Source organism: Pseudomonas macauensis (genome assembly GCF_047902425.1).
Lineage (GTDB): Bacteria > Pseudomonadota > Gammaproteobacteria > Pseudomonadales > Pseudomonadaceae > Pseudomonas.
In genome coordinates this window covers 5,792,229-5,809,792 of sequence record NZ_CP138377.1, presented here as the reverse complement: position 1 = coordinate 5,809,792, position 17,564 = coordinate 5,792,229, and the positions used below count along the sequence as shown (strand labels likewise).

At 66.1% G+C, this 17,564-nt stretch carries 14 protein-coding genes; 6 read left to right on the top strand and 8 right to left on the bottom strand.

All coding sequences use genetic code 11. The annotated features are described in order from the left end of the window. Nucleotides 1-8: 8 nt before the first annotated feature. The 3 genes from SD196_RS26520 to coaBC are packed head-to-tail and all read right to left on the bottom strand — an operon-like array spanning nt 9 to nt 4,339. Entirely contained in the window at nt 9-2,630 is a 2,622-nt protein-coding gene (locus SD196_RS26520; RefSeq protein ID WP_331319563.1) for a phosphomannomutase/phosphoglucomutase, read from the bottom strand. 37 nt (nt 2,631-2,667) lie between these two features. Beyond that, entirely contained in the window at nt 2,668-3,123 is a 456-nt protein-coding gene (gene dut, locus SD196_RS26515) for a dUTP diphosphatase (RefSeq protein WP_331319564.1), read from the bottom strand. A 7-nt stretch (nt 3,124-3,130) separates the two neighbouring features. Continuing rightward, entirely contained in the window at nt 3,131-4,339 is a 1,209-nt protein-coding gene (gene coaBC / locus SD196_RS26510; protein WP_275609264.1) for a bifunctional phosphopantothenoylcysteine decarboxylase/phosphopantothenate--cysteine ligase CoaBC, read from the bottom strand. Nucleotides 4,340-4,481: 142 nt separating this feature from the next. On the opposite strand from coaBC, the gene radC reads away from it, so the two are divergent. Next, nucleotides 4,482-5,156 carry a RadC family protein gene (gene radC, locus SD196_RS26505; RefSeq protein ID WP_343578117.1) on the top strand — a complete coding sequence of 225 codons (675 nt, stop codon included), beginning with the start codon at nt 4,482-4,484 and terminating at the stop codon, nt 5,154-5,156. A 23-nt stretch (nt 5,157-5,179) separates the two neighbouring features. On the opposite strand, the gene SD196_RS26500 is transcribed toward radC, so the two are convergent. Then, entirely contained in the window at nt 5,180-6,751 is a 1,572-nt protein-coding gene (locus tag SD196_RS26500; RefSeq protein ID WP_275609262.1) for an ABC transporter substrate-binding protein, read from the bottom strand. Nucleotides 6,752-7,116: 365 nt separating this feature from the next. Here SD196_RS26500 and rpmB point away from each other — a divergent pair, with 365 nt between their 5' ends. Further along, nucleotides 7,117-7,353, top strand: coding sequence for a 50S ribosomal protein L28 (gene rpmB / locus SD196_RS26495; RefSeq protein WP_009614118.1), 237 nt, complete (start codon nt 7,117-7,119; stop codon nt 7,351-7,353). A gap of 11 nt (nt 7,354-7,364) precedes the next feature. Beyond that, the gene (rpmG, locus tag SD196_RS26490; protein WP_017520721.1) at nt 7,365-7,520 is read left to right on the top strand and encodes a 50S ribosomal protein L33; all 156 of its coding nucleotides are present in this window, start codon (nt 7,365-7,367) and stop codon (nt 7,518-7,520) included. Nucleotides 7,521-7,645: 125 nt separating this feature from the next. Here rpmG and SD196_RS26485 read toward each other — a convergent pair whose 3' ends face one another. After that, nucleotides 7,646-8,008, bottom strand: coding sequence for a cupin domain-containing protein (locus SD196_RS26485; RefSeq protein ID WP_152227320.1), 363 nt, complete (start codon nt 8,006-8,008; stop codon nt 7,646-7,648). A gap of 304 nt (nt 8,009-8,312) precedes the next feature. Between SD196_RS26485 and SD196_RS26480 the strand changes: the two genes are divergently transcribed. Continuing rightward, nucleotides 8,313-9,806: an aldehyde dehydrogenase gene (locus SD196_RS26480; protein WP_370600299.1), complete on the top strand. Its 1,494-nt coding sequence runs from the start codon at nt 8,313-8,315 to the stop codon at nt 9,804-9,806. A gap of 294 nt (nt 9,807-10,100) precedes the next feature. Next, nucleotides 10,101-11,270, top strand: coding sequence for an MFS transporter (locus SD196_RS26475; protein ID WP_331319568.1), 1,170 nt, complete (start codon nt 10,101-10,103; stop codon nt 11,268-11,270). Here the strand turns inward: SD196_RS26475 and SD196_RS26470 are convergent. The 3 genes from SD196_RS26470 to dadR all read right to left on the bottom strand — a co-directional run bounded on the left by SD196_RS26470 (nt 11,267) and on the right by dadR (nt 14,833). Then, nucleotides 11,267-12,820: a phospholipase D family protein gene (locus SD196_RS26470; RefSeq protein ID WP_275609259.1), complete on the bottom strand. Its 1,554-nt coding sequence runs from the start codon at nt 12,818-12,820 to the stop codon at nt 11,267-11,269. The genes SD196_RS26475 and SD196_RS26470 overlap by 4 nt on opposite strands. A gap of 68 nt (nt 12,821-12,888) precedes the next feature. Further along, on the bottom strand, nt 12,889-14,208 hold the full coding sequence (locus SD196_RS26465) for an NAD(P)/FAD-dependent oxidoreductase (RefSeq protein WP_416310865.1): 1,320 nt from the start codon (nt 14,206-14,208) through the stop codon (nt 12,889-12,891). Nucleotides 14,209-14,344: 136 nt separating this feature from the next. After that, the gene (gene dadR, locus SD196_RS26460) at nt 14,345-14,833 is read right to left on the bottom strand and encodes a transcriptional regulator DadR (protein ID WP_015479539.1); all 489 of its coding nucleotides are present in this window, start codon (nt 14,831-14,833) and stop codon (nt 14,345-14,347) included. 162 nt (nt 14,834-14,995) lie between these two features. On the opposite strand from dadR, the gene SD196_RS26455 reads away from it, so the two are divergent. After that, a complete protein-coding gene (locus SD196_RS26455; protein WP_416310864.1) occupies nt 14,996-17,560 on the top strand; it encodes an intermembrane phospholipid transport protein YdbH family protein in 2,565 nt (854 codons plus the stop codon). Nucleotides 17,561-17,564: the final 4 nt, after the last annotated feature.

Here is a 17,564-nt window from a genome sequence, read left to right as displayed (position 1 = left end):
CAAATAGGTCAAAAGGGCAGGCTGAGGGCGGGGTCGACCGCTTTCAGCTGGGTGCGGAACACGTCCTTGATGCGTTCCAGTTCGTCCTGGGTGTCCGCCTCGAAGCGCAGCACCAGCACCGGCGTGGTGTTGGAAGCGCGTACCAGGCCCCAGCCTTTGGGGTAATCCACGCGCACGCCGTCGAGGGTGGTGAGGTTGGCTTCGCCCCACTGGCCGCGGGCCTGCAGCGCCTCGATCAGGGCGAACTTGCCCTCGTCGGTGACGGTGATGTTGATTTCCGGGGTGGAGATGTCCAGCGGGAAGGCGGAGAACACGCGCTCGGCGTCACGCTTGTCCTGGCTGATGATTTCCAGCAGGCGCGCGGCGCTGTAGATGCCGTCGTCGAAGCCGAACCAGCGCTCCTTGAAGAAGATGTGGCCGCTCATCTCGCCGGCGAGCAGGGCGCCGGTTTCCTTCATCTTCTTCTTGATCAGCGAGTGACCGGTCTTCCACATCACCGGACGGCCGCCGTAGCCGCTGATCAGCGAGATCAGGCGACGGGTGCATTTCACGTCGAAGATGATGTCGGCGCCCGGGTTGCGCGAGACCACGTCCTTGGCGAACAGCATCAGCAGGCGGTCCGGGTAGATGATGGTGCCTTCGTTGGTCACCACGCCCACACGGTCGCCGTCGCCGTCGAAGGCCAGGCCGATGTCGGCGCCGGTTTCCTTGACCTTGGCGATCAGGTCTTCCAGGTTTTCGGGCTTGCCCGGGTCCGGGTGGTGGTTGGGGAAGGTGCCGTCGACGTCGCAGTACAGCGGGATCACGGTGCAGCCCAGGGCTTCGATCAGCTGCGGGGCGATCACGCCGGCCACGCCGTTGCCGCAGTCCACCACCACTTTCAGCGGCTTGGCCACGGCGATGTCATCGCGAATCTGCTGGAAGTAGCGCGGCAGGATGTCGAGCTGCTGAACGCTGCCCACGCCGGTGGCCAGGTCGTTGTTCTCGATGCGCTCGCGCAGGGCCTGGATCTGCTCGTTGGCCAGGGTTTCGCCAGCGACGACGATCTTGAAGCCGTTGTAGTTCGGCGGGTTGTGGCTGCCGGTGAGCATCACGCCCGACTTGCCTTCCAGGACGTTGGCCGCGTAGTAAAGCACCGGGGTCGGTACCATGCCGATGTCGGTGACGTTGCAGCCGCAATCGAGCAGGCCCTGGATCAGTTGCTGCACCAGCTCGGGACCGGACAGGCGGCCATCGCGGCCGACGCTGACGTTCGGTTCGCCGCGCGCCAGGCTCTCGGAGCCGATGGCTCGACCCACCCAGTAGGCGGTCTCGGCGGTCAGGGTATCGCCGACCACGCCACGGATGTCGTAGGCGCGGAAGATACTGGCGGGCAGTTGCGGGGCTTTAGGCGTGCTCATAGCGGTGGTTTGCTCCAATCCCAGGAGGTCCTGGTCTTCATCAAGTATGTCGATATCCAGAATGTCGGTGCTCTGGAATTGCGGGTCGACCAATGGCGTCTCGGTGGCAGCAGCCGGGGCGCGCGCCGGGGTGGCCACGGGGGCCGGTTGGGCGGGAGCGTCGGCGCTGCTGGCACCGGGGGTTTCGGCTTTGCGACGTGGTTGGCGGGCCAGCGCCTGAGCTACGGCCTGCAGACTTGGCAGGCTCAGCTCAGGAACTTTGGCAGTGCGTTGGCCGGCGAGTTCCTGAGCGAACTGGCCGAGGGTCTGGGCGTCCTTGTTCACACGGCGCTGCAGGCCGCTCTGCGCGAGATAGGCGCCGAGCAGCGAGCCGGCCAGGGCGAGCAGGGCGGCGAGACCGAGCAGGACGGGGGAGTAGAGCGGTGCGACCAGGGCCGGGCCTGCGGTGAAGCTGAGCTTCCAGTTCGGATTGCCGCTACTGAGCGGTTGCGCTGGAGCGTCGGCGGCCTGGCCGGACTGCAGCAGCACTTGCGCCGGCGAATTGCCGAATTGCTGGGCCAGTTGCAGTTGGCCGACATCGGCGGGCATCGATGGCAGGCCATTGAGCAGGCGTTGCAGATCGAACACCAGCAGCAGGCTGCCCTGGATCGAGTTGTCCGCGGCGCGCAGTGCGGTGGCGCTGTAGAGGAGCCAGCGCTGACCGACCTTGTAGGCCTCCGGGGCGACCACCTGGCCAGTTTCGACGCGGTGCAGCATGTCCAGCACCGCGTAGTTGAGCGGGCCGGGGCGCTGGCTGTCCTGCGCGGCCTGGCCGTTGGCGTTCAGGTGGACGTCCACCAGGCCGTCCAGACGCCATTGTGCGAGGGCTTTTTCCAGCGCGGCGATGCGGGTGGGGTCATTGCTCTGCAGCGTCGGCAGCAGCTCCGGGTTGCCGGCGATGGTGCGACTGTCGGCGGCCAGCTGATTCAGCGATTGGCGCAGGGCGCCGGCCTGGTTTTCCGACCAGGCGCTGGCCAGTTGCTGGCGATGAACCTGCTCGGCACTGCCGAACAGGCTGAACCAGAGCAGGGCGCCAGCGGCGGCGACACCGGCAGCGGCGGCGCCTATCGCGGGCACCAGGGGCTTCAGATCGACCTTTGCGGCGGCGGGCGCGCGCTTGCTGGCCTTGCCTGCCGGTACGATCTCCGGCAGGTCACCTGCGTCCTTGGCGGTGCGTTGGAAAAGTTTCATGCAACGTCTCCTCGGCGATTCATCCTGAAGTGAGCGATCAGTGGCTGCCCGAATGTCCGAAACCGCCGGCGCCGCGCTGGGTTTCGTCGAAGGTTTCGACCAGCTCGAAGTGCGCCTGCACCACCGGCACCAGCACCAGTTGCGCGATGCGCTCGCCCACGGCGATGTTGAAGGCGCTCTGGCCGCGGTTCCAGCAGGAGACCATCAGCTCGCCCTGGTAGTCCGAATCGATCAGTCCGACCAGGTTACCCAGCACGATGCCGTGCTTATGGCCCAGGCCCGAGCGCGGCAGGATCATCGCGGCCAGGCCCGGATCGGCGATGTAGATCGACAGGCCGGTGGGGATCAGCACGGTCTGGCCCGGTTCGAGGACCAGGTCTTCCTTGAGCATGGCGCGCAGGTCGAGGCCGGCGGAACCCGGGGTGGCGTACTGCGGCAACGGGAATTCGTTGCCCAGGCGGGGGTCGAGGATCTTGGCTTGCAGAGAGTGCATTGAGTTCTCAGTGTCGTTTGGTGCGGTCAGCGATGAAGGCGATCAGCTGGCGGGCGATCTTGCCCTTGCTGGTCTGGGCGAACGCAGTTTCGTGCAGCCCGCGGTCGATGACCGTGATGGCGTTCTCTTCACTGTTGAAGCCGATCGACGGATTCGCCACGTCGTTGGCCACAATCAGGTCGAGATTCTTGTCCTTGAGCTTGCGCGAGGCGTACTCGAGCAGGTTCTCGGTCTCGGCGGCGAAGCCGACGCTGAACGGGCGGTCGCTGCGCTGCGCGAGGGTGGCGAGGATGTCCGGGTTGCGTACCAGCTGCAACAGCAGGCCGTCGCCTTTGGTGGGGTCTTTCTTGAGCTTCTGCGACGCGACCACTTCCGGGCGGTAGTCGGCCACGGCGGCGGCGGCGATCAGGATGTCCGCCGGCATCGCGGCCTCGCAGGCGGCGAGCATGTCGCGGGCGCTGACCACGTCGACGCGGTTGACCCGGTCGGGCGTGGGCAGGTGCACCGGACCGGTCACCAGGGTCACGCGGGCACCGGCTTCGGCCGCGGCTTCGGCCAGGGCGAAGCCCATCTTTCCGGAGCTGTGGTTGGTGATGTAGCGCACCGGGTCGATGTTTTCCTGGGTGGGGCCTGCGGTGATCAGTACGTGCTGGCCGGTCAGGTCCTTGAATTCGAAGCAGTCGGCGGCGCGTTGCGCCAGCTCTTCGGCTTCCAGCATGCGGCCGGGGCCGACATCGCCGCAGGCCTGGCTGCCGGCGGCGGGGCCGAAGAAGTGCAGACCGCGCGAGCGCAGCAGTTCGGCATTCACCTGGGTGGCTGGGTCGCGCCACATGGCCTGGTTCATGGCCGGGGCGAGGGCGATCTGCGCGTCGGTGGCGAGCACCAGGGTGGTCAGCAGGTCGTTGGCGATGCCCTGGGCCAGGCGCGCCATCAGGTCGGCGGTGGCCGGGGCGATCAGCACCAGGTCGGCCCAGCGGGCCAGCTCGATATGGCCCATGGCCGCTTCTGCTGCGGGGTCGAGCAGGTCCAGGTGCACCGGATGGCCGGACAGCGCCTGGAGGGTGAGCGGGGTGATGAACTCGCGGCCGCCCTGGGTCATCACGACACGCACCTCGGCGCCCTGATCGCGCAGGCGGCGAACCAGTTCGGCGCTCTTGTAGGCAGCGATGCCGCCGCCGACGCCCAGGACGATGCGTTTACGATAGAGCCGCTGCATAGGTCAGCCTTGATTTACGGAAATGGATGACGCGCGCTGAAGCCGGCGACGCCTCCCCAGGCCCCCGGCTGCGCGAAGCGAGGGGGGTAAGATATCACAGCGCCCGCATGGGAACAGCGGGCTGGCGTGACTGGGAGGTCTAGTGAGCATTCGTGATTGGCCCGCGGCGGAGCGCCCGCGGGAGAAACTCCTCGAACGAGGGGCGGCGAGCCTGAGCGACGCCGAGCTGTTGGCCATCTTCCTGCGTACCGGCGTGGCCGGGTGCAGCGCCGTCGACCTGGCGCGGCGGCTGCTGGGTGAGTTCGGCAGCCTGCGCGCGCTGCTGGAGGCCGATCTTGAGTCGTTCTGCAGCCACTTGGGCCTGGGCGTCGCCAAGTTCGTGCAGTTGCAGGCCGTGCTGGAAATCGCCCGGCGCCACCTCGCCGAGCAGCTGAGCCGAGAGTCGGCGCTGGAAAGCCCGCAGGCGGTACGCGATTTCCTCAAGGCGCGGTTACGCCACGAGCCCCATGAGGTGTTCGCCTGCCTGTTCATGGACAACCGGCACCGGGTGCTGAGTTTCGAGGTGCTGTTCCATGGCTCCATCGACAGCGCCAGCGTCTATCCGCGGCAGATCGTGAAGCGCGCGTTGGCGCACAATGCGGCTGCGCTGATCCTCACCCACAACCATCCTTCGGGCATCTGCGAGCCGAGCCAGTCCGACCGCCTGCTGACCCGGCGCATCATCGATGCGCTGGCGCTGATCGACGTGCGCGTGCTCGATCACTTCATCGTCGGCGATGGTGAGCCGCTGTCGATGGCCGAGTACGGTTGGCTGTAGCCCGCCGTACTCGACTCAAGTGGTCAGAAGGTGATCCTGGAGTAGTCCTGGCGGCCGAACGGGCTCACCGCATAACCCTTCACGTCCTTGCGGATGATCGCCGAGGCCGTCGGGTGGGCCAGCGGCAGCCACAGCGCCTGGTCGTGGATGATCTGCTGCGCCTGGTGATACAGCTCGCTGCGCTTGGCCTGGTCGGCCAGCGTCTTGCCCTGGCTGATCAGGCCGTCGAGCTTCTCGTCGCAGTAACGGGCGAAATTGAGCCCGGACTTGACGCTGGCGCAGGAGAATTGCGGGGTGAGGAAGTTGTCCGGGTCGCCATTGTCACCGGCCCAGCCCATGAACAGCAGGTCATGCTCGCCGGCCTTGGCGCGGCGGATCAGCTCGCCCCATTCGATCACGCGGATTTCCGCCTGGATGCCGACCTTCGCCAGGTCCGACTGCAGCAGTTGCGCACCGGTGCTGGGGTTGGGGTTGAGCAGGCTGCCAGAGGGGCGGGTCCAGATCGTGGTCTTGAAGCCGTCCTTCAGCCCGGCCTCGGCCAGCAGGGCACGGGCCTGGTCCGGAGCGTACGGGTAGCCGGGGATGTCCTTGGCGTAGCTCCAGGTGTTCGGCGGGTAGACGCCGTCGGCGGGGGTGGCGCTGCCGGCGAAGACTGCCTGCAGGTAGCTGCGCTTGTCGAAGGCGAGGTTGATCGCCTGGCGGACCTTGGAGTTATCCAGCGGCGCATGCTGGCTGTTGATGCCGACGAAGGCGGTCATGAAGGCCGGGGTCTGCACCACCTTCAGGTCAGCGGTCTTGGCGGCCGCCTCGACGTCCACCGGCTTGGGCGACAGGGCGATCTGGCATTCGCCCTGCTTGAGTTTCTGGATGCGCACGGCGGCGTCCGGGGTGATGGCGAACACCAGGTTATCCACCGCCGGCTTGCCGCCGAAGTATTCGGCGTTGGCGGCGTAACGCACCACGGCGTCCTTCTGGAAGCGCTTGAAGACGAAGGGGCCGGTGCCGATCGGCTGGGCGTTGAGCTTCTCCGGCGTGCCGGCCTTCATCAACTGGTCGGCGTACTCGGCGGAATAAATAGAGGCGAACCCCATGCTCAGCATCGGCAGGAAGGTGGCATCCGGGTGGTTCAGGGTGAAGCGCACGTGGTGGGCGTCGACCTTCTCCACCGCTTTCACCAGGCTTGGCAGTTGCATCGACTGGGCGTGGGGGAAGCCGCTTTGCGCCACCTTGTGCCAGGGCTGCGTGGGGTCGAGCATGCGCTGGAAGCTGAACACCACGTCGTCGGCATCCAGCGCGCGGCTGGGCTTGAAGTAGTCGGTGTGATGGAACGTCACCGCGTCGCGCAGCTGGAAGTCATAGGTCAGGCCATCGGCGGAGACCGTCCAGCGCTCGGCCAGGCTCGGGACCAGTTCGCCGCGGCGGGCGTCGAAGTCCACCAGGCGGTTCATCAGCACGTCGGCCGAGGCGTTGGTGGTGGTCAGCGAGTTGTACTGGACCACATCGAAACCTTCGGGGCTGGCTTCGGTGCAGACGCTCAGCGAGGCGGCGCTGGCAAAGGCCGGGGCAATCAGCAGGGCAAGCAGGGCGAGACGCATGACGGACTCCGTGTGAGCTGGCAAGATGCCCATCCGCGAGGCTGGGCGGGTCATGCAAGGCTGATGGCAGCCTCGAAGGAGCTACCCTAGACCAAGCCGCCGCCCGTCACAACGATGACAGGCGACGAACGGCAGCAGTGCCATGCCCCACGGGGGCTGGCGTCCGCTTCCCGGAGTGGTGCTCGCCCTTGCAGCGCGAAGTGTCTTTCTGATATAAAGCTGCGCTCTTTTCTGGGGCCCTGCTCTGATCTTGCGACCCGATCGCGGCGATGTGGCAGTTAAGACCCCGGTGAAACTGAGAATCCAATTGAGTTAAGCAGCCAACCCATGCCGGGTTTGGCATGTGGTTTACAGAGGGCTGAGCCATGTCGAGAGTTTGCCAAGTGACCGGTAAGGGTCCGGTTACCGGGAACAACATTTCCCACGCACACAACAAAACCCGCCGCCGTTTCCTGCCGAACCTGCAGCACCACCGTTTCTGGGTTGAGTCCGAGAAGCGCTTCGTGCGTCTGCGCGTTTCCGCCAAAGGCATGCGTATCATCGACAAGCGTGGCATCGAGGCCGTTCTGAACGACCTGCGCGCCCGCGGCGAAAAATTCTAAGGAGCACCGTCATGCGCGAACTGATCCGTCTGGTGTCCAGCGCCGGTACCGGCCACTTCTACACCACCGACAAGAACAAGCGTACCAAGCCTGAGAAAATCGAGATCAAGAAATACGATCCGGTTGTTCGCAAGCACGTGATCTACAAGGAAGCCAAGATCAAGTAATTGATCTTCGCCCTTGTGAAGAAACCCGCCCCTCGTGGCGGGTTTTTTCTTGCCCGCAGTTTGCCCATCCGGGCGGCGGGCACAAAAAAGCCCGCCGATTGGCGGGCTTTTTCACATCTGGCCGATCAGGCCTTCTGCTCGAAGATCACGTAGACCTTGCGGCAGGGCTCCAGCACTTCCCAGGTGCCGCTGAAGCCGGCCGGAATGACGAAGCGGTCGCCCACGCGCACGGTCTTGGCGCCGCCGTCGGCGTCGCGGATCACCGACACGCCCTGGAGGATCTCGCAGTATTCGTGCTCGGTGTAGCTGACGTTCCAGTGGCCCGGCTCACCTTCCCAGATGCCGACGTTGAACTGGCCGCAGGGGCTGGCGTAGTGGTTGCGCACGTTCTGCGCCGGATCGCCCTTGATGATGCGCTCGGGAGCGGGGCGGTAGTGTTCCGGGGCGGTGGTGGCCTGGGCGAAATCGACGATCTGATCGACTTTCATGACGGTCTCGATTCTTGTGTGTTGTTGGCGAGCGGGGCGCCTGCACGGTGGGCGCCGTTGGATATTCCGTTCGGTGCCGACTATGAAAGACCTTCCAGCACCGATCAGAGGGGAGTCTATGTTTAATAAAACGAACGTGACAAGGCTGTTTTGCCGTCTAGTGTAAAAAATATTGAAAATTGCCGCCCTCCGGTTTAGGGTGGCGGACAGCATGCGTTTGCTCCGCCTTGCGGAATATTTGACAGCGCGCCCGCATCGGGCGCCTGGACCTTAGATAAGTACATTAATAAGAGGACACGTTGTCATGGGTACCCTCACTCGCGCCGATTGGGAAGCTCGCGCCAAGGATCTGAAGATCGAAGGCCGCGCCTTCGTCAACGGTGAATACGTCGCCGCCGTCTCCGGCGACACCTTCGATTGCATCAGCCCGGTAGACGGCCGCTTCCTGACCAAGGTCGCCAGCTGTGACCTCGCCGATGCCGAACGTGCCGTGCAGGTTGCCCGTGCCGCCTTCGACTCCGGCGTGTGGTCGCGCATGGCGCCGGCCCAGCGCAAGAAGGTGATGATCCGCTTCTCCGAGCTGCTGCTTGCGAACGCCGAAGAACTCGCCCTGCTGGAAACCCTGGACATGGGCAAGCCGATCAGCGACTCGCTGAGCATCGACGTGAACAGCGCCGCCAACAGCCTGCGCTGGAGCGGTGAAGCGATCGACAAGATCTACGACGAAGTCGCCGCCACCGCCCACAACGAACTGGGTCTGGTGACCCGCGAGCCGGTGGGCGTGGTTGCCGCCATCGTGCCGTGGAACTTCCCCCTGCTGATGACCTGCTGGAAACTCGGCCCGGCGCTGTCCACCGGTAACTCGGTGATCCTCAAGCCCTCCGAGAAGTCCCCGCTGACCGGCATCCGCATCGCCCAGTTGGCCATCGAGGCCGGTATCCCGAAAGGCGTGTTCAACGTCCTGCCGGGCTTCGGCCACACCGTGGGCAAGGCCCTGGCCCTGCACATGGACGTCGACACCCTGGTGTTCACCGGTTCGACCAAGATCGCCAAGCAGCTGATGGTCTACGCCGGCGAATCGAACATGAAGCGTGTCTGGCTGGAAGCCGGCGGCAAGAGCCCGAACATCGTCTTCGCTGACGCGCCGGACCTGAAGGCCGCCGCCGAAGCCGCCGCCAGCGCCATCGCCTTCAACCAGGGCGAAGTCTGCACCGCCGGCTCCCGCCTGCTGGTGGAAAAGTCGATCAAGGCCGAGTTCGTGCCGATGGTCGTCGAAGCCATCAAGGCCTGGAAGCCGGGCAACCCGCTGGACCCGGAAACCAACGTCGGTGCGCTGGTCGACACCACCCAGATGAACAACGTGCTGAGCTACATCCAGGCGGGCCACGACGACGGCGCCAAGCTGGTGGCCGGCGGCAAGCGCACCCTGGAAGAGACCGGCGGCACCTACGTCGAGCCGACCATCTTCGACGGCGTGACCAACGCCATGCGCATCGCCCGTGAAGAGATCTTCGGCCCGGTGCTGTCGGTCATCGAGTTCACCGATGCCGAGGAAGCCGTACGCATCGCCAACGACACTCCGTACGGCCTGGCCGCTGCGGTATGGACCAGCGACCTGTCCAAGGCGCACCTGACCGCCAAGGCGCTGCGCGCCGGCAGCGTGTGGGTGAACCAGTACGACGGTGGCGACATGACCGCTCCGTTCGGTGGCTTCAAGCAGTCCGGCAACGGCCGCGACAAGTCGCTGCACGCGTTCGACAAGTACACTGAACTCAAGGCCACCTGGATCAAACTCTAAGGACGGTTCGTAGGGGCTGCGCGTCGGCCATGCTGCGTTGAGAACGAATTTTGGCTGCTCATTTACAGAAGTAAACTCCGCACCAAAATTCGCTCTCGTCTTGCCTGGCTCTAGCTCGCGCCCTCCGTGGCGAACTTCGCGATTCAAATGTTTTTAGGTCGGCCCCGCTCGGGCCGCTCTGACAAGAGCCAAACCTGCGGCCGGGTTTCCTTTGGGAAGCCCGGCCGTTTTGCATTGCGCATCGGGCATCTTCACTAGCCCGGAGTGCGCTCCGGATGGAACAGGAGAAAGACAATGCGTTGGGGTGCTTATTCTGCGGTCTGCCTGTCGGTCATCAGCATCGGCCTGGCCCTCGGATTGACCATGCCACTGGTATCGCTGCGCCTCGATGGATGGGGCTACGGCAGCTTCGCCATCGGCGTGATGGCGGCGACGCCCGCCGCCGGTGTGCTGCTCGGCGCCATGCTCGCCGGCCGGCTCGCGGCGCGTTTCGGTACGCCGCGGCTGATGCAGCTGTGCCTGATTTCGGGTGCCTTCTCGGTCGGCCTGCTGGCGCTGCTGCAGAGCTATCCGATCTGGCTGGTCCTGCGCCTGCTGATCGGTGTGCAACTGACCGTGGTGTTCATCCTCGGCGAGAGCTGGATCAATCAGCTGGCCGTCGAGAAATGGCGCGGTCGCCTGGTCGCCCTGTATGGCACTGGCTATGCGCTGAGCCAGCTGTCCGGTCCGGTGCTGCTGACCTTCATCGGTACCGACGACGACCGCGGCTTCTGGTTCGCCGTGTGCCTGCTGGTCGGCGGTTCCCTGCTGTTGCTGGGTCGTGGCGGCGCGCCCAAGGTCGACCCGCACAGTGCCTCCGGGCGCGGGCTGTTCGGCTTCTGCGCCAAGCTGCCGGCGATCGCCTGGGCGGTGGTGCTGTTCGCCGGCTTCGAGGCGATGATCCTCACTCTGCTGCCGGTCTACGGCGTGCAACAGGGCTTCACCCAGGCGGTGGCGCTGGCGATGGTCAGCACGGTGGTGGTCGGCGATGCGCTGTTGCAATTGCCGATTGGCTGGCTGGCCGACCGCATCTCCCGGCAGACGCTGTTCAAGGGCTGCGGCACGGTGCTGCTGGCCAGCAGCCTGGGCATTCCGCTGCTGCTGCACAGCCCGGCGATCTGGCCGGTGCTGGTATTGTTCGGCGCCAGTGCGGGCGGTCTGTTCACCCTGTCGCTGATCCTCATCGGCGAGCGCTACCGGGACGACGCCCTGGTGCGCGCCAATGCCCACATCGCCCAGCTCTGGGGCATCGGCTGCCTGATCGGCCCGCTGGCCACGGGCGCCGCCAGCCAGTGGATCAGCGGTCATGCGCTGCCGATGGTGATGGCGCTGGGGGCGGCGGGTTTCGTCGTGCTGGTGTCCTTCCGCGGCCTGCCGCCGGTGATGCAGGCGACCGACGCCGAGCTGCAGCAGGAGCGCTCCTAGAGCATCTTCTCCAGCCCGATGGCGCCGGCGATCCAGGCATTGAAGCGGCGCCACAGGCTGCCCGGCTCGTGGTGCCGGGTATGGCGCTCGCCGTCGCGCTCGTTGACCCAGACCAGGCGGGGCGGACTGCTGTTGCGGTCGATCTTCACCTGGTAGCTGACGTTCGGCGACATGCCGGCCAGCGCCAGGCTACGCACCTGTTCGGCCAGCTCCGGACTGTCGACGATGACCCCGACCTCGGTGTTCCACAGTACCGAGCGCGGGTCGAAATTCAGCGAGCCGACGAACACCTGCCGGCGATCGAAAACCGCCGCCTTGCTGTGCAGGCTGGCGCTGCTGGAGCCGCGCACCATCCAGGGCGCGCCATCGATGCGCCGGTCCGGTTGGGCGCGCAGCTCGTAGAGCTTCACCCCGTGTTCCAGCAGGGCCATGCGATACGGCGCATAACCGGCATGCACGGCGGGTACGTCGGTAGCTTCCAGCGAGTTGGTCAGCAGGCGCACGCTGACGCCCTGGTCGGCGCGGCGGGTCAGGTAGTCGAGACCGGCGCGGGTGGGCACGAAGTACGCCGAGACCAGGATCAGCTCGTGGGACACCCCGTCGAACAGCGGTTCGAGCTGGGTGCTCAGCATCTGGCCGGGCCTGGGCTCGTTCTGGTTGAGCACCTTCAGCGGGTCGTCCCAGATGGCGCGGGACGGCGCCCACACCAGGTCGTCCAGCCAGTTGTCCAGGTGTGGCCGGTTGCTGTTGCGGTTGAGCCGCGCGATATAGCCCGAACGCTTGACCCGTGCGCGCTCCAGGTAGCGGTCGAGCCGGCGCCTCATGCGGTCCAGCTCGACCTTGTCCGGCCGGTCCCACAGGTAGTCATCGATGGGCCGGCTCAGGGCGCTGTTCCAGTACTGGTCGAAGCTCAGCCCGAGCGACTGAGCGATCGGCCCGACACCGAGCAGGTCGAGGTCGCTGAAGTTCATCTCGGCCTTGGCGTCGAAGTACTCATCCCCCAGGTTGCGGCCGCCGACGATGGCCACGCTGTCGTCCGCCAGCCACAGCTTGTTGTGCATGCGCCGGTGCTGCTCGGAGAGATTGAGCAGGCGCCCCATGTTACGGGTGATACCGGTGCTGCGGCCCAGGTGCAGCGGGTTGAACAGGCGGATCTGGATGTTCGGGTGGGCGGCGAGGGTGCCCAGCTCGTAGTCCCAGCCGTCGCTGCTGGTGTCGTCGATCAGCACGCGCACGCGCACGCCCCGGTCGGCGGCGTGCAGCAGCTCGCGGATCAGCGCGCGGGTGGTGAGGCCGTCGTGGACGATGTAGTACTGGATGTCGAGGCTGCGCTGGGCCTTGCGGATCAGCTCGGCGCGGGCGAGGAAGGCGTCGATGCTGGAGGCCAGCAGGTGGAATCCCGACTCACCCGGATGCGCGGCGGCGCGCTCGCGCACTGCGCTGTCCAGCGCGGTCCCTTGCGCGGGGAGGGTGTGCGACGGGGTGGGCGGCGGCGCGCTGGCGCAACCACCAAGGAGCAGCAAGGCCAGCAGCAACAGGCGTGAAAGCAAGAAAGGGTCTCCGACAGGCCGCCCGGGGCGGACTGCCGGAGATTCTAGCCGTTGCTCGCTGCAGGTGGTCAGCTGGAGAGCGCTTCCTTGAAGCGATACCAGGCCATGCCCAGTGCCAGCAGCGGCGAACGCAGCAGCTTGCCGCCGGGGAAGGTGATGTGTGGAACCTTGGCGAACAGCTCGAAACCGTTGCTGTGCTGGCCGGCGATGGCTTCGGCGAGTAGCCGGCCGGCCAGGTGCGTGGCGTTCACCCCGTGGCCGGCATAGGCCTGGGCGAAGTACACGTTGGGCTGGTCGGGCAGGCGGCCGATCTGCGGCAGGCGGTTGGCGCCGATGCCGATCATGCCGCCCCACTGGTAGTCGATGCGCACGTTGGCCAGGTGCGGGAACACCTTGAGCATCTTCGGCCGCATGTAGGCCGCGATGTCCGCCGGGTCGCGGCCCGAATAGTGGCAGGCGCCGCCGAACAGCAGGCGGTTGTCGGCCGAGAGGCGGTAGTAGTCCAGCGCCACACGCTGGTCGCACACCGCCATGTTCTGCGGCAGCAGGGCATGGGCCTGCTCGGCGGAGAGTGGCTCGGTGGCGATCACGTAGCTGCCGGCGGGCAGCACCTTGCCGTCGAGGTAGGGGTTCAGGCCGTTCTGGTAGGCGTTGCAGGCGATCACCAGGGTCTTGGCGAGCACGCTGCCACCGGCGGTGCGCACGCGCACTTCGCGGCCGTAGTCGATCGTGATCACCTTGGAGTTCTCGAACAGGCGCACGCCCAGGCTCTGCGCCACGGCGGCCTCGCCCAGGGCGAGGTTGAGGGGGTGCAGATGGCCTGAGCCCATGTCTACCATGCCGCCGACGTAGAGGTCGGAGCCGACGATGGAGCGCATTTCCTCTTTCGGGACCATGCGCAGTTCGTGGCGGTAGCCGAGGCCCTTCAGTTCATCGAAGTCTTCCTGGAAGCCTTCGACGTCGGAAGGCTTGTTGGCGAGGTCGCAGTAGCCCCAGGTCAGGTCGCAGTCGATGCCGTATTGCTCGACGCGGCGGCGGACGATTTCTACCGCTTCCAGGCCCATCAGCTTGAGTTGGCGCACGCCGTCGGCGCCAATTACCGGTTCGAACTGCTCGACGCCGTGGCCGACACCGCGGATCAGTTGCCCGCCATTACGCCCGCTGGCGCCCCAGCCGATCTGGTGGGCCTCCAGCAGCACCACCGAGAGACCGCGCTCGGCCAGCTCGATGGCGGTGTTCAGCCCGGAGAAGCCACCGCCGATGATGCACACGTCGGCCTTTTCCTCGCCGGCCAGGGGCGGCACTTCGATGCGTCGGTTGGCGCTCGCGGCGTAGTAGGAAGGGGCGTGCTGGTCGGTGTGCACCGGCTGGTGAACGCGGGCGTTCATGTGCGATATCCTGATTTTTGTGTTGTTAAAATTTTACGCAGGATAAACGCCGACTTCCCGCCACGCCAAGAGCTGGAGCCGTAAAAAGAGCCTGAATGTTGTAAAAGTTCGGCAGATTGCCGCGATCAGCCAGAATTCAATCCGGAATCGGCAGAGTCAGGCTTTCTTTTACCTCTTCCATGACGATGTAGCTCTTGGATTCGCGCACGTGCGGCAGCTTGAGCAGGATGTCGCCCAGCAGCTTGCGGTAGGAGGCCATTTCCGAGATGCGCGCTTTCACCAGGTAGTCGAAGTGGCCCGACACGAGGTGGCACTCCAGCACGTGGGGCAGCTTGAGCACCGAGCGGCGGAAGTCCTCGAAGGTATCGCCGGACTTGTAGTCCAGGCTGATCTCGACGAACACCAGCAGGCTGGCCTTGAGGTACTGCGGGTTGAGGCGGGCGTTGTAGCCCATGATGATCCCCTCGCGTTCCAGTCGCCGCACCCGCTCGGTGCACGGTGTGGTGGAGAGGCCGACCCGCTCGCCCAGTTCGGTGAAGGAGATGCGACCCTCCTCCTGCAGGATGCGCAGGATGTTGCGATCGATCTTGTCCAGTTCGCGGCGGCTTTGATGCTGGGTTCTCATCGGAATGACTCGGAGGTCGGCCTTGGGGGAATATCGGCAATATAGTCGGTTGCGCAGGGAATATCACTGGCAACGCTTGAACTTCCGCCGCTCGTTGGCCAGCCTGTACACCTATTACTCCCGCCGCAAGGCGCGGAGCCAGACGTTTTCCCGGAGCCTGGCATGTCGCTACCGCGCCTGCGCACTGTCCTTCTGCTGCTGTTGCTGATCCTGGCGCTGGCTGCGGGCGGCTTGTGGCTGGCCGTGCCGCGGTTGCTGGCTGGCGCCGGCGTGAGTATCGAGCAGTGGCAGGGCTTGGGTATTTCGCGCGCGGGGTTGCTGCTGGAGCACCTGGCGTTGCAGCGGCAGACCCCGGAGGGCGGGCGGATCGCGGTGCGCCTGGAGCAACTGAAACTGGGCTGGCCGCAGCATGCGGACGACCGCTGGCGGCTGGCGGAGGTCTCGGTCGAAAGCGTCGACGTGCGGCAGTGGCCGGACGCGGTGGCGACAGGGAGCGACGGTGCGTTGCCCGCGCCGGAACAACTGGCGCGCTGGCTGGCGCTGCTGCCTGGCCGTCTGGCCCTGGAGCGGGTGAGCGTCGAGCTGCCCTGTGCTCGCCAACAGCGCTGCACGCTGAACGGCAGCGCGCATTGGGAGCAACTGCAGGGTGGCGCCGCCGCCCTGGGCGGGGAGCTGCGCCAGGGCGGCCAGCAGTTGGCTTTCAACGGACTGCTGCAGCCCGGCGAGGGGCAATGGCGCCTGCAGCTGGACAGTTTTCTGGATAACCAGCCGCTGCTGTCCCTGCAGTCCAGCTGGGCACCGGCCAGCCGCCAGTTGTCCGGAACCCTGGCCAGCCCGGCCGTGCCGCCGATCCAGGCGGTGCGCAACTGGCTGGGCATTTGGCTGCCGACCCCCAACCTGCCGCTGCCGATACCCGAAGCCGGGCGCCTGCGCCTGAACTGGGACACTACCCTGGCTGGTGATGCCGCCTGGCCGGACTGGCCGGGGCTGCGTGATGGCCGGGGTAACGTCGATCTTGCCTTGCAGCTCTCCCAGCCGTGGCCGCTGCCCGGCCTGGGCAACCTGCAGGGGGACCTGCGGCTAGTCGCCAACGCCGGTGAAAAAGGTTGGCGGCCCTCGGTGGTTGGCGGCGATCTGCGCTTGTCCGATCTCTATGGCGACTGGCTGCAGGCGCTGCCGGTCGGACTTCGCCCGGCGCGCCTGACGCTGCACCTGGAGCCCGGCGTGGACGATGAAGCCGGCAGCGTGCGGGCAGATCTGCGCGCCGTGGGTGCCGCCGATCTGCGCCTGCGCTCACGTGTGGCTTTGCTGGAAGCCACGCCGTTGGCGCTGCAATTGAATGAGGCACGGCTGGAGGGCAAGGTCCCGCATCTGGAACTGGCCGGCGTGCGCGCGGACAACAGCCGCGTCGATCTGAGTTTCGATGGTCGCGTGGATGAGCAGTCGGCGACCCTGGCCTTCGCCGCCGGCCCGCAACTGCAGATCGGCAGCCTGAACGGGCCGCAAGGGCTCAGGATCAGCAAGTTCAGTGCGACCCTCGGCAAAGGTGCCTTCAACCTGGCGTACCCCGCTGACACACCGCTGGGTCTGCAACTGGCCGCGCCGCTGCAACTGGCGTTGGGCGAGCTGCGCCAGGCGCACCTCAAACCTCTGGCCTGGAACGCCAAGGGTGACCTGTCCGTCAGCCTTGATGCCCAGCAGTTCAAGGGTCAGCTGCAGAACGGCGGCGGACTTGACGCAACGGTCGACCTGACCAACGCCGCCGGCAAGGGCCTGAGCCTGGGCGCGCGTCTGCCGGAATTTTTCCTGCGCACCGGCAACCCGCTGGAAAAGTCACTGGCCGACTGGCCGCCGCTGCTCAGTCTGAACAGCGGCAAGGCGAGTCTGGACCTGAACTGGCGCCTGTCGCCGGGCAGCGCGCCGCAGAGCCTCGACCTGAACCTGCGCGGGCAGGGGCTCGAAGGCGTCTACGACCGCAGCGAAGTCCACGGGCTGGACCTGCAGGCGAAGGTCGACCTGAAAGGCTCGCAGCTGGAGCTGCAATTACCGCAACTGAAGGTCGCTGCGCTCAACCCCGGCGTGACCCTGGGGCCGCTGTCGCTGCAGGGCAGCTACAAGGCATCGCTGAAGGCCCCGATGGCCGGCCGTGTCGATTGGCAGCAGGCGGAACTGGCGCTGTTCAATGGCCGCGCCTGGCTACCGGCGGGCGCGGTGGATCTTTCCGCGCCGGGCCAGGGTCAGATGCTCAGGCTGGAAGGCCTGTCGCTGGAGGCAATCCTCAAGGCCTATCCCGCCGAAGGGTTGACCGGCACCGGGACCCTCGACGGCACCCTGCCGTTGCGCCTGGAGAAGGGTAAATTGAATGTTCACGGCGGGCAGGTCGCGGCGCGCGAGCCGGGTGTGTTGCAGTTCCGCTCGGAGAAGATCCGCTCGCTGGGCCAGAGCAACCCGGCCATGCAGTTGCTGGCGACCGCTATCGACGATTTCCGCTACGACAAGCTCTCCAGCACGGTGGATTATGATGACACCGGCAAGCTGCTGCTCGCCCTGAGCCTGAGCGGGAGCAACCCCGCACTGGAACAGGGCCGGCCGATCAACCTCAACGTCAACCTGGAGGAGAACGTGCCCAAGCTGCTCACCAGCCTGCAACTGAGCGACCGGGTCAGCGACACCATCCGCAAGCGCGTGCAGGAACGCCTGCGCAATGACCCGGCCGCCGCGCCATGACCGC